Annotated in this window: 9 protein-coding genes; 5 read left to right on the forward strand and 4 right to left on the reverse strand. The window is 66.2% G+C overall.

Annotated elements, in window-relative coordinates:
* Window positions 1-11: 11 nt before the first annotated feature.
* Complete coding sequence (locus AC0IXR_RS02095) at window positions 12-581, reverse strand: SH3 domain-containing protein (protein ID WP_156467660.1); 570 nt, start codon at window positions 579-581, stop codon at window positions 12-14.
* Window positions 582-876: 295 nt separating this feature from the next.
* On the opposite strand from AC0IXR_RS02095, the gene AC0IXR_RS02100 reads away from it, so the two are divergent.
* The 3 genes from AC0IXR_RS02100 to AC0IXR_RS02110 all read left to right on the forward strand — a co-directional run bounded on the left by AC0IXR_RS02100 (window position 877) and on the right by AC0IXR_RS02110 (window position 3,627).
* Window positions 877-1,881 carry a 2-hydroxyacid dehydrogenase gene (locus tag AC0IXR_RS02100; RefSeq protein WP_471759585.1) on the forward strand — a complete coding sequence of 335 codons (1,005 nt, stop codon included), beginning with the start codon at window positions 877-879 and terminating at the stop codon, window positions 1,879-1,881.
* A 167-nt stretch (window positions 1,882-2,048) separates the two neighbouring features.
* Window positions 2,049-3,089: a sensor histidine kinase gene (locus AC0IXR_RS02105; RefSeq protein WP_056423579.1), complete on the forward strand. Its 1,041-nt coding sequence runs from the start codon at window positions 2,049-2,051 to the stop codon at window positions 3,087-3,089.
* 115 nt (window positions 3,090-3,204) lie between these two features.
* The gene (locus AC0IXR_RS02110) at window positions 3,205-3,627 is read left to right on the forward strand and encodes a SufE family protein (protein ID WP_207409983.1); all 423 of its coding nucleotides are present in this window, start codon (window positions 3,205-3,207) and stop codon (window positions 3,625-3,627) included.
* A gap of 5 nt (window positions 3,628-3,632) precedes the next feature.
* On the opposite strand, the gene AC0IXR_RS02115 is transcribed toward AC0IXR_RS02110, so the two are convergent.
* The gene (locus AC0IXR_RS02115; protein ID WP_471759587.1) at window positions 3,633-4,487 is read right to left on the reverse strand and encodes a DUF6456 domain-containing protein; all 855 of its coding nucleotides are present in this window, start codon (window positions 4,485-4,487) and stop codon (window positions 3,633-3,635) included.
* 177 nt (window positions 4,488-4,664) lie between these two features.
* Window positions 4,665-5,099, reverse strand: coding sequence for a Ros/MucR family transcriptional regulator (locus tag AC0IXR_RS02120; protein WP_056423588.1), 435 nt, complete (start codon window positions 5,097-5,099; stop codon window positions 4,665-4,667).
* 503 nt (window positions 5,100-5,602) lie between these two features.
* Here AC0IXR_RS02120 and AC0IXR_RS02125 point away from each other — a divergent pair.
* Window positions 5,603-7,771, forward strand: coding sequence for a S9 family peptidase (locus AC0IXR_RS02125; protein WP_471759588.1), 2,169 nt, complete (start codon window positions 5,603-5,605; stop codon window positions 7,769-7,771).
* The gene (locus tag AC0IXR_RS02130) at window positions 7,768-8,553 is read left to right on the forward strand and encodes a polysaccharide deacetylase family protein (RefSeq protein ID WP_471759590.1); all 786 of its coding nucleotides are present in this window, start codon (window positions 7,768-7,770) and stop codon (window positions 8,551-8,553) included. The genes AC0IXR_RS02125 and AC0IXR_RS02130 overlap by 4 nt, the downstream gene beginning before the upstream one ends.
* Window positions 8,554-8,581: 28 nt before the next feature.
* On the opposite strand, the gene AC0IXR_RS02135 is transcribed toward AC0IXR_RS02130, so the two are convergent.
* Complete coding sequence (locus AC0IXR_RS02135) at window positions 8,582-12,184, reverse strand: AsmA family protein (protein WP_471759591.1); 3,603 nt, start codon at window positions 12,182-12,184, stop codon at window positions 8,582-8,584.
* Window positions 12,185-12,189: the final 5 nt, after the last annotated feature.

The raw sequence follows: 12,189 nt of genomic DNA on the forward strand, positions 1-12,189 counted from the left end.
CGCGTTCCGGCTCAGTCAATCTTCTCGTTGGGGTACACCCCCCAGAGGCGGTCCTGGCGGATATAGCCGTCCACGTCGCCGCTCTTCTGTGGCAGCGCGACGATGACCCGGCACCAGCTTCCGGTGCAGCTCTTGACGCTGCCGATGACGCCGGGCTGGAGCTTCGCCTCCACGCTCGCCCCTTCTTCCGCCCGCGCATGGAGCGGGATCGCAGAATCTCCTCCCTTGGCTGCCATGACGATGGAGGTGCGCCGGCCGGAAAGGAGGGAGTGCAGCACCCAGCCCTCGGTCCCCTCGGAATCCCGGATACGGCGCCAAGTCTCGAACTCGGCGACGATCTCGATGGGCAGGCCTGCACGCTGGAACACCCACAGCGTGCGGTGATCCTTCGAAGGTCCCTCGCGCAGGTTGACGCGATCCGTCTTGAGGCTCGCGTAGCGGGGTAGGGGCAGGCCCGTCGCGGGGCCGCGATTCGCATCGCCCGCGCCTGCAGGGGCTGCGATCGCCCTCGAAGGCAGCGCCGCCCATGAGGAGGCCAGCGTCAGGCAGGTGAAGAACAGGAATCCAGGCAGGCGCATCATCGGTCTTCCCAAAGGTTCGCGATCGTCATTTTCCCGGACGGCCATGTCTCCATGATCGTCATGGCCACGATCGGCATCGTGAATCCTCGTCTAGCGATCCCCGCGCGATGCTTCGGGCGCGGGGGTACGTTGTGTTCCGTGCCCTCTCTGGTAGAGAAGCCTCGGGAACCGGCAGCCAAGGCGTCGGAGCTATGGGACCTGTCTGGCCGATGCGTGGTTAATGCGAGGTCAAGCCTCGGCATGAACTCCGGCTCACGGAAGAGACCGGCCTAGCAGAAACGTTCGCGGAGGGTGCATGTCGTCGTTGAAGCGCAAGCCACTCGTTGTGGTCACGCGTCGCCTGCCTGAGGTGGTCGAGGCACGCATGCGCGAATTGTTCGATATTCGCCTCAGCCCCGATGACAAGCCGATGAGCAGCGAGGCCCTGGCCTCCGCTTTGCGCGAAGCCGACGTCCTCGTTCCCACTGTCACGGACAAGATCGATTCCGGTCTCCTCGTCCAGGCCGGCCCGAACCTTCGCCTGATCGCGAATTTCGGCAATGGCGTCGACCATATCGACGTGGCGGTCGCACTGGAGCGGGGCATCACCGTCACCAATACCCCCGGCGTGCTCACCGAGGACACGGCCGACATGACGATGGCGCTGATCCTCGCCGTGGCGCGCCGCGTCGCCGAAGGCGCCCGGATCATTCCGGACGACAATTGGGACGAAGGCTGGTCCCCGACCTGGATGCTCGGCCGCCGCATCACCGGCAAGCGCCTCGGTATCGTCGGTATGGGGCGGATCGGTCAGGCCCTCGCTCGCCGCGCGAAGGCGTTCGGCCTGCAGATCCATTATCACAACCGGCGCAAGGCACCGGCGCAGATCGAGCGCGAGCTCGACGCGACCTATTGGGAATCCCTCGACCAGATGCTGGCGCGGGTGGACATCGTCTCGGTCAATTGCCCCCACACGCCCGCGACCTACCACCTCCTCTCGGCCCGCCGTCTGAAGCTGCTGAAGCCGGAGGCGATCGTGGTGAACACGGCCCGCGGTGAGGTGATCGACGAGACGGCCCTCGCACGCCTGATCGAAGCGGGCGAGATATCCGCCGCCGGCCTCGACGTGTTCGAGCAGGAGCCGGCCGTGAGTCCGCGCCTCGTCAAGCTGGCGCGTTCCGGCAAGGTCGTGCTCCTGCCTCACATGGGCTCGGCGACGCATGAGAGCCGGACCGATATGGGCGAGAAGGTCATCATCAACATCAAGACCTTCATGGATGGACATCGCCCGCCGGACCGGATTCTGCCCAGCATGCTCTGACGTCGCCGCCTCCGGCCCGGAGCCGGGTTTGCACGAGGCTTGCTAGTTTATCGATCTATGTGCATCGGCAGACCCAAGCCGTAGGAACGGTGCCATGTCCGATACGTTGACCGGCGCCGATAGATATTGTCGGGCGAGCGTCGCGCAGCGGTTAGAGTAGGAGCACCATGGCCGCGGAGACACAGTCGACCGAGGCAAACATCGACGAGGCCGTGCCGTGCGACGATTTCCGTCGCTTCGCGGATTTCGTGCCTCTGATGATGTGGCGCTCCGATACCGAGGGCGGGGCGATCCATCACAACGAATGCTGGCTCGACTTCACCGGCCGGTCCCGCGACGACGAGCTCGGTCATGGCTGGCGGCGTGGCTTGCATCCGGACGATTTCGACCGGCACGCGGCGCTGGTCGAAGAGGCCTTTGCATCGCGCGCGCCATACTCCATCGAGTTTCGCCTGCGCCGCCATGACGGTGCCTATCGCTGGCTGCTGAACAACGCCCGCCCCCTCACCGAGAACGGGACGTTCCAGGGCTACCTCGCCTCGTGCTTCGACATCACCGACCGCAAGCGTGCCGAGGAGCATGCCGAACACGCGCTCGTCGAGAAGGAGGCCCTTCTCGCGGAAGTATATCACCGGGTTAGAAACAACCTCCAGGTGATGGTGAGCCTGATCGGCCTTTACGGCCGCGCCGCGCCGGCACCTTGCCGCGGTAGCTTCGAGGCGCTCGGCCAGCGCGTCCGCGCGATCGCCCTCGTCCAGCAGCATCTGCATGAGGCGCCACATATCGCCTCTATCGACCTGCGCGATTACCTCCACCGGCTCGCATCCGGCCTCGGCCAGTTGCGGCGGGCCGGGCGGATCAGCGTGACGGTGGGAGGGCGCGGCACCAGCCTCGTCGAGCCGAGGACAGCCAACGCATTAGGCATGATCGTCGCCGAGGTCGTCGCCGAATGCCTCGACGCTACGTCCGATTCCGTGTCCTGCACGATCTCGATCACCATCGATGCCACGGCTGGCGCTCCGGTTCGGCTCACCATCGTTTCCGGCGGCGATCAGCCGGCGGCCAGCGTGGCGGATGTGCCCAATCTTGGCCCCCGGCTGGTGGCGGCCTATGCCGCACAGGCCGAGATCGCGGTGCGAGGCACCGGAACGCATTCGGATCCGATGGAGCTTCAACTGCCGGAAGCTCTGGTCCATCCCTCGGAATAACGGACTTTCACGCCAGCGAGGGTCGCTTGGGTGGCCCCCGCTTCCTATATGGCTGCAACGGTCCGCGCATTCACAGCGCGCCGTGTCGGCATTCGTAAGAGTTCAGCCCGCCATTATGCTTCCGCCCATCGAAACGATCATCGACAATTTCGAAATCCTCGACGACGGGCCGGACCAGCTCGAGTATCTGATGGAACTCGGCCGTGCCTTGCCGCCCTTCCCTGATGAACTGCTCACCGAGCAGAATCGCGTCCATGGTTGCGAAAGCCAGGTTTGGGTCGATTCTAACATCGATCATTCGCAGCAGCCTCCGCGTCTGCATTTGAGAGGAACCAGTGACTCGTTCATCACCAAGGGATTGATCGCCCTGGTGATGGCCTTGCACGATGGAAAGACGCCGAAGGAGATCGCCCAAGTCGACGTTTTCCAGGTCTTCAAGCAGATCGGCCTTGGTGCCCACCTAACGTCGAAGCGCTCCAACGGAGTTCGGGCCATGGCCGAGCGTATCCACCGGGATGCCGCGCAACTGGCCGCCTGAGCCCTTCAGGCGCGGTCACGCCATAGGCGCAGGCGTGACTGGCTAGGCCCTACTGCTTCCCGCTCCAGCCCGTAATGCTCCGCCAGCCGCGCCAGGGCGATACGGATGACGACCTTGGCCGAACGCGCCGGCCAACGGCGCTCGGCTTCAATTATCTCCAGGCCTTTCACGAAGCCGCAGAGATCGATCAATAATCCGGACAGGTCGCTGCCTACCGCACTGAGTGCCACCCGGACTCGCTGCCGGGCCGCCAGCATGGCGTCCGACCCAGCCGAGGGATCGCGCGGGCCCCCACCATCCACCTTGACCCCGCTCCAGTCCGAACCCATCCGGGGCATCAATGCCCCCATGGTCATGTCGCGTCGCAGCCGCTCGCCTGCCTCGAAACAGGCGGCGTCGATCAGGGGCGTCCCGTCCCGATCCCGCCGCCGGGCCATCCAGGCAAGTGGACTTTCCGATGTGTCGCGAACCGGTCGGCTCGGTTCCCCGCGGCCTTCGAGATCGAGATGCTGTGCGAGATAGGGGGTGTCCCGGCCGGCCCGTTCCCGCCGTAGCCTGGCCCGGCCCGCGGCGCTGATGGTCAGCCTGGCACGGCGCCCGTCCGCCTGTTCGGCGAGATCGCAGGACAGGAGGGTCTGACCGGCCTGCGCGAGGTAGCGTCCGCGACTTACCGAGATCCCGTCGCCACCGCTGCGGACGATGATGTCTCCCTCGGCCAAAGGGTCCGACAACGCGTAGGCCCCCTCCGCGTCGAGTGCCGTGAGAAGGCGGGCCGCGTCGCGGCCGAGTTCCGTCGGAACACTGACCGACACTGGTCGCCGGCTTGTGCTGCGAGTTTGGCCGATCCGGGATATGTTCATGATATGTTCCCTAGCACGTGACAGCGGGTGCCGCGTTGGCTCAGGGAAGAATAAAGGAAAAATATCCTAGCGCAAGCGGCTTTTGTTCAGCGTCGCTCACGGGTACGAACAATCCCCGCTCCTGCGGAACGGGAAAAGGCCGGGCTGCGAGATTTCGCGAATGCCCGGCCGGTCGATTTACGCTGCTTCGTCGTAGGTCCCGTTGCGGGTCTGGCCGAGACCGATCGCCTTAGCGAGGTCCGAACGAGCCTTGGCGTAGTTCGGGGCGACCATCGGGTAGTCCGACGGCAAGCCCCACTTCGCACGGTACTGTTCCGGGCTCATATCGTACTTCGCGCGAAGGTGGCGCTTGAGCGATTTGAATACGCGGCCGTCCTCGAGGCAGATGATGTGGTCGGCAGTCACCGACTTCTTGACGGGAACGGCAGGCTGCTGCGGGGCGGCTGCGACTTTGGCCTCGGTTTCACCGCTCGCGACCTGGGTCAGCGAGGCGTGGATCTTGGTAATGAGCTGTGCGAGCTCACCGACAGGCACAGGATTGTTGCTCACATAGGCCGAGACGATGTCGACCGTCAGTTCAACGAAGTCGGCCGAATTCTCAATGTCGCTCATTGTCTAAACGGTTCCCTTAAGCACGATGCCGGTAACAGTCTGTTAAGTATGCGGGCGAGGAGCCAAGAGGCGTTTTGGCAAACCACGGCATTGACTTTCGGCATCGTGGCGTCACGCAGCGGTGTTCCATGATGATGGGCGATGGTAATCGCCATGTCAGTCATTTTATGATATTCAAGTTGGCCCTGCAAGACATAAGTCAAACCTCTGGATATGCCGAATCAAGATTTTTGAACAATAGTTCAATTCAGCGTGATCATGCATTGGCGCAAGTTTGACGTCACTTATGCATGCATGATTGGACGCATTCTCATTCCGCGCATTCCCGATCGGTTGACCGGTCTGGCACAGTTCGGCCGAAGACGGCAGGAAAAGACTTTCCGCTCCACCTTGCCCACAGCGTTCAGCTGGGACACATGCAGACATCGAAGGCGATCACGAGCCGAATTGATCGCCGCTACGCTATTCAGCCGACGATGTTTGGCAACCTTGCAGGTGTATCCATGGACGATCTTTTCCACCTGGAAAGCAAGTCGCCTGTCCCTGACGTGCGCCCGCACACATTCACGGTGCATGGCCGATCAATTTCCGACAATTATGCTTGGCTAAAAGCCGAGAACTGGCGCGACGTCCTGAAGGATCCTAGTGCCCTTCCATCGGATATCCGCGAACATCTCAATGCTGAGAATGCTTATACGGAAGCCGCGCTCGGCGATCTCGAGCCCTTGCGGAAGACGCTGGTAGCGGAGATGCGCGGGCGCATCCGCGAGGACGATAGCGGCGTACCCGAGCCGGACGGTGCATTCGCCTATTACACCCGGCATCGCGAGGGTGGGCAGCATCCCCTCGTCTGCCGCCGGCCGCGCACGGTGGTGGTGATCCCCGGTCATGGGGCGGAGACCGCCGGTACGGGTGGGGCTGAGGAGGGCGAAGTGGTCCTGCTGGATGGTGACGAGGAGGGGAGGGGCCTCGCCTTCTTCGAGCTCGCGGCGGCGGTGCATTCGGACGACCATGCTCGCCTTGCCTGGAGCGCGGATTCCAAGGGGTCCGAGCTTCACACGATCCGCGTCCGCGATCTCGGCACGGGACAGGATCTTCCGGACCGCGTCGAATCGACCACCGGCGAGGTGGTCTGGGCAGCGAATGGCCTGTCGTTCCATTACGTAGCCGTGGACGAGAACCATCGTCCCGCCCGCGTCATGCATCACGTCGTCGGGACGGACCAGTCCGCCGACAGCATGCTCTATGAGGAGCGCGATTCTGGCTTCTTCGTCCATATCGAGACGACCCAGTCGCGCGATTACCTGGCCATCACGGCAAGTGACCACGAAACCTCGGAAGTGCATCTCCTCGATCGCCGGTCGCCGGATGCAACACTGCTATGCGTTCAGCCGCGGGAGCCGCTGCTCATCTACTCCGTGGAGAATTGGGGGAACCACCTCTTCATTCTAACCAATGCGGATGGGGCTGAGGACTTCAAGATCGTCACCACCCGCATCGGTGCGTCGGGCCGCGCCAATTGGACCGATCTGATTCCACACCGGCGCGGTGTGATGATCCGCCACCAGCATGTCATCGCCCAGCATCTCGTGCGTCTCGAGATCGAGAATGCGCGGCCCCGCATCGTCGTCCGCGATACGCAGGGCAACGAGCACATCGTGGCCTTCGCCGAGGAAGCCTATTCCCTCGGCCTCCAGCCGGGCCATGAATTCGAGACGGCGGTGATCCGGTTCACCTATTCGTCGATGACGACGCCGGCCGAGACCTACGACTACGATTGTTCGACCCGCGCCCGTCAGTTGCGCAAGCGCCAGACCATCCCCAGCGGGCACGATCCCGCCGCCTATGTGACACGCCGGATTTTCGCCACGGCACCGGACGGAGAGAGCGTGCCTATCTCGCTCCTCCACCGTCGTGACCTCGTCCTCGACGGCTCGTCTCCGCTGCTACTCTATGGCTATGGCTCCTATGGCACCCTGATGCCGGCCGCGTTCCGCACCAACCTGCTGTCGCTGGTGGATCGCGGCTTCGTCTACGCCATCGCCCATGTGCGCGGCGGAACGGAGAAGGGCTGGCACTGGTACATGGACGGCAAGCGGGCCAAAAAGCCCAACACCTTCTCGGACTTCGTCGCCTGCGGTCTCGCCCTGGCGGACGCCGGATACACGACGTCGGGGCGCATCGTCGCCCATGGCGGATCGGCTGGGGGGATGCTGATGGGGGCTGTGGCCAACCTCGCGCCGGACCTCTTCGCCGGGATCGTCGCAGACGTGCCCTTCGTCGACGTGCTCAACACCATGCTCGACGGCGACCTGCCGCTGACCCCGCCGGAATGGCCGGAATGGGGCAATCCGGGCGCGAGCGTCGAGGATTTCGAGAGCATCCTGTCCTACTCGCCCTACGACAACGTCTCGGCGCAGAACTACCCGGCGATCCTGGCGCTCGGCGGACTCACCGACCCGCGCGTGACCTATTGGGAGCCGGCGAAATGGGTGGCGCGCCTGCGCGCCACGATGATTGGCGGAGGCCCCGTTCTGATGCGGATCAACATGGAAGCCGGCCATGGCGGGGCGGCGGGACGCTTCGACCGGCTGGAAGAAGTGGCCCTGATCTATGCCTTCGCCCTCCGGGCGGCGGGGCTGGCTGGTGGCAGCGAGAGCCTGCAGCCGTGACGGCCTTCGTCCGAACCGCTGCCGCCGCTGGGTGCCTCCTGGCGACGCTGGTGCCGGGCGCGGCAGCGGACAGGACGGTGGCCCTCGAGGTTCCCCCCGACCTCGCCAAGGATCTATCGGCGATGCCGCGGATCGCCAACCCCGTCGACGACGCCGAGCGGCGGATCAACGCCGCCGTTCAGCGCCTAGACGGAGCGGCGCGTAAAGCCGCGGCCGAGTGTCTGGCGCAGGGAGGCAAACATGCCGATTACGGCCGGCATATCGACGTGACGATGCGGGGCCCCCGCTTCCTCAGCTACACGATGACGGACGGCGCCTTCTGCGGCGGCGTACATCCCAATACCGGCACCTCGGCAATCGTCTACGACCTCGTTTCCGGTGCTCCCGTCGATTGGACCGCGCTGCTTCCGCCCGCTCTCACCGGCAAGGTCGCGCTCCAGACCGAGATGGATGGAAGCAGGATGGTGTCCCTGTCCTCGAAGCGGCTCTTCGACCTCTACCTCAAGGCTTATCGCCCCAGGACCGGTCAGGCGAAGGCGGATGCCGACGACGACGAGTGCCGGGAGGCGGTATCGACGCCAGATGGCGATGAGCCGCCTGCGATGACTGTCTGGCTCGATGCGAAGGCGGGCGGCCTCGCAGTCCAGTTCGACCTCGCCCATGTCGTCCAGGCCTGCGCCGACGTGGAGGTCATTCCCCTCGCTACCCTCAAAGCCGAGGGCGCCAATGCCGTGATGACCGACGCAATCGTGGCGGCCCGGGCCGCGCTGCCTGTTCCTTGATCGTCTTCGTTCTTGAAACCGGCCGCGATCAGGGCTGCGGTGCGGGCGGTTCGACAACCCGGCCTGGAAGGACATCCGGGGCCGGTACGCCATCGGCGGCGCGGCGAGCGGCATCGTCTAGGCTCGGTGCGAGTGCGCGAATGCGCGTCTGACGGGCGGCCTCCTCGGCGGCCGCCTTCTCCGCCGCGGCTTTGTCGGCGGCGGCCTTCTCCGCTGCGGCTTTTTCGGCCGCCGCCTTGATGGCGGCGGCACGGGCCTTGTCCATCTCGATCCTGGCGCGACGCCGCTGGCGCTCGATTTGATCGGCCTCGAACACTTCGATCTTATCGAGTTCGCGCTGCAGGACTACGGCAGCGAGGCCGGTGGTCAGGGGCCCGGTATCGACACTGCGGTCGGGCTTCGCGAGCGGGCCGGAATAGGCGAGCTGTATCGAGGGAATCCCTCCGGTCCAGCCCTTCGGAGCGCCGCCACCCGTCAATGTCCCGCGTGCATCGAACCGCCCCGTCGTCAGGTCGACGGAGAGGGTGCCGGCCCAGCGCGGTCCGCCGAGATCGAAGGTGAGGGGCGCGGCACGCAGTGAGCCGCCCGAGAGGGTCGCGGGTGCCTTCACCGTTCCCTTCACTGCCATGGGCGCGGCGGCGAGCTCCTCGGCCACCAGGGCCTGGAGCCGTCCCTCCCGGAGCGGATCGTCTTCCGCGAGCGCCTTGGCCAAAGCGCGCTCGATCCCGCCCGGATCGCCGCCGGGAAGCACCAGATCGGTAAGGCTGAGATCGCCGCTTCCGCCCAGATTGTTCGCCATGTTCGCGAGGCTCTGGCCCGAAGCGCCGAAGCGAAGGGTCGCGCTGGCCCGGCCGGAGATCGGTCCCGGACCGACGAGGTCCGCGATGGAGGCGTCGCTCAGGCTGCCTTCCCCGGAGATCGCTGCCGCGCCACCCTGCCGGGACAACGTGATGTTGCCGACGAGGCGTCCCCCGGCGAGACGTCCGTTGACGTCGCGAATCGTGAGGACGCCGTTGTCGAGCCGGGCACCGAAAGCCGCCCCTTCGGCGGTGAAGCGCCGGCCGAGATCGAGCTTATCCACCCTGACGTCGAGGTCGATGGGCGGTCTGACAGCCGGCGCTGCGCCGAACCGTGCGCCGTCTCCGGCTTCCGGTTTCTTCGCGTCGGGCGGGACGATCAGGGAAGCGGCGAGCCAGGGCAGCGAGAGTCGGCCGAGCGCGACGCTGCCGAAGATGTCGCCGGCGGGCGATCGGTTGACATTGGCGAGAACCGTGGCTCCCGCGATCCGCCCCGTGACGTCGGCATGGGCATCGCGTCCGGCCCGCGACAGACCAACAAGCAGTTCCGCCGGCATCGGCAAGGGTAGGGCATCCGTGCTCCCGGCGAGAATGAGGAAGGGCGCGAGATCCGGCGTCTTCAAAAGGATCTCGCCGGCTTCCGGCGGGGTCTGGCCCGGACCGGGCACGACCGGCTTCACCGTTGCGAGCGTGAGGTCGGCGATGGTGCCGGAGATATCGAGGCCGAGGGCCGGAACCGAGCCGTCGGGCGCGGGCTGACCGCGTGCTCCGCTGATGTGCAGGGCCGCCGGCTTGCGCAGGGCGGCCATGTCCTCGCGCTCGAACCAACGTCCGGCGAGCGGCGTCGTCAGATCGAGGGACAGGCTGTCGATACGCCCGCCCCGCGAGAGCAGGTCGAGGCCGAGGCTGCCGCCTGCGGCTGTTCCGCTGGCGCTGGTACGCAAGGTGTCGGCGGCCCCTGCCTCGCGCTCCAGGGTCACCGCGAGGTCGAGGCTGCCCGCCCGCAGGAAGCCGGGGATCATCCGAGCCTCGGCCATCCACGTCCGGTCGAGAAGGGCGATGAGGGGGGCGGCTACCGGCGCCCACATCCGGCCCGCGATACGGCCTGACCCATCCGGCGCAATCCGGCCCGACAGCTTGGCGTTGGCGCCGGCGAGGTCGGTGACGTCGAGGCTGCCGACGTTCAGGCTCGCTCCGTCCGACTGGATGCTGGCGGCGATGGTTCCGTTGCCCGAATCGGCCCCGGCCGGCCCGTAGCGCACGTCCCGCGCCTGGATCGTCAGGCCTAGGTCGTGGTCGTGAAGGCCGGACAAGGCGCTGCCGAAGGAAGGCAGAGCTGCGACATCGATTCCTTGCGCCGAAAGCTGAGCATCGAAGCGCCCGCGCCCGCCCGATTCGGCCTGGGTATAGCGGGCGTTGCCGGTGATCCGCGCCTCGCCGAGGGAGAGCCGGAGGTTTCGCAGTGACGAGGACGGGCTCGCCGTCGAGACGTCCGCGGATGCCTGAATCGGGCGCCCGTCCATCACCGCGACAGCCGGGCCGCCGAGGCCGAACTTGCGCAGGTACCGCCCGAACCCGTCGGAGGCAGCGGCGTCCAGGGAGACGTTGCCCGTGAAGCGCAGGGCCGGTTGCGTATCGACCTCTCCGGATGCGGTGAGGGCGGTGTTGCCCGGCGCCGTCACCGAGAAGCGCCGAAGCGCGAGGCCTCCCGTCCGGTCGAACGTGCCGGACAGCTGGAGATTCGTCCATTCGTCGAGGCCGAGGCCGATGCTTTCGAGGGCGAGGTCGAGATCGACCATCATCGGAAGTTCGGATCCGGCGCGGGGCATCCCGCGCGCCAGCATGGCCTGGCCTGCCGTTGAAATCAGGAAGGCATCGAGGTCGAGGCGGCGCGCCTCCAGGGTCAGTGCTGCCCGCCAGGAGCGCAGATCGATTCGTCCGGTTCCGGCCAGTCGCATGGCCTGACCGCCGGGATCGATTTCGGCCTTCACGTCGGAGAACCGCACCACCGGTCCCCGCGCCTTGAACGTGCCGCCCAGGGAGAACGGCAGGTAGGCGCCCGCCACCTGAACCGGCGGCCCGACCACGACCCGCGCCGATCCTTCGGCCTTCGGAATCATCGCACGCAGCTGGCTACCCTGTACGGGAGCCTCGCCGGGCACAGGTTCGAGTCGGATACGAGTGTCGGCCTCGAAGCGCGGACGGGTATCGCCGCCGCCGGAGAACTTCACGGCGACGCTGCCGTCCTCGGCGGGTTCGCCGGTGGCGATCCGGAAGGCGACCGCGCCGCTCGTCCCCTCGATCCGCCAGGGGCCCAGGAGCCGGGGCGCCGAGAGATGCACGGTCTCGGCCCGCACCTGATCGGTGCGGCCGCTCTGCGGGACGACGGTCGTGAGGATGACCTGTCCGATGGACAGGTCCTCGATGGCGAGATCCTGGTCGGCGAGCGTCTGATAGAGATCGGCGGGAAGGCGGACCGCATCGTCGTCGCTGATCGGGAGCTTGATTTCCGCTCGCCCGATCCGCGTCTCGGTGAAGCGGACCTCACCCGTCAGCAGCGGCGTGAGACCGATTTCGGCCTTGACGAGCGAAAGATCCAACGCCGGCTTGTCGGCCTGTCCGCCGATGCGCAGCCGATCGACGCTCAGTTGCGGCGAGGGGAGAAGCCTGACGGCGATCCGTCCTTCGGTCCGCGCGTCAAGACCGAGCGACCTGCCGATCGTCCGGTCCACCAATGTGCGGTAGCTCTCCCAAGCCACGAGGGGCGGGACCGCCAGGGCCGCGACGAGGATCAGGATGACGGCGCCCGCCAGCGCGGTCAGGATGTCTCGCACCGTCT

The organism is Methylobacterium sp. AC832 (genome assembly GCF_979256025.1).

Bases quoted from the DNA above. Each gene is read 5' to 3' on its own strand.
- AC0IXR_RS02120 (WP_056423588.1), bottom strand. From the start codon at position 5,099: ATGAGCGACATTGAGAATTCGGCCGACTTCGTTGAACTGACGGTCGAC.
- AC0IXR_RS02125 (WP_471759588.1), top strand. From the start codon at position 5,603: ATGGACGATCTTTTCCACCTGGAAAGCAAGTCGCCTGTCCCTGACGTG.
- AC0IXR_RS02110 (WP_207409983.1), top strand. From the start codon at position 3,205: ATGCTTCCGCCCATCGAAACGATCATCGACAATTTCGAAATCCTCGAC.
- AC0IXR_RS02115 (WP_471759587.1), bottom strand. From the start codon at position 4,487: ATGAACATATCCCGGATCGGCCAAACTCGCAGCACAAGCCGGCGACCA.
- AC0IXR_RS02100 (WP_471759585.1), top strand. From the start codon at position 877: ATGTCGTCGTTGAAGCGCAAGCCACTCGTTGTGGTCACGCGTCGCCTG.
- AC0IXR_RS02105 (WP_056423579.1), top strand. From the start codon at position 2,049: ATGGCCGCGGAGACACAGTCGACCGAGGCAAACATCGACGAGGCCGTG.
- AC0IXR_RS02095 (WP_156467660.1), bottom strand. From the start codon at position 581: ATGATGCGCCTGCCTGGATTCCTGTTCTTCACCTGCCTGACGCTGGCC.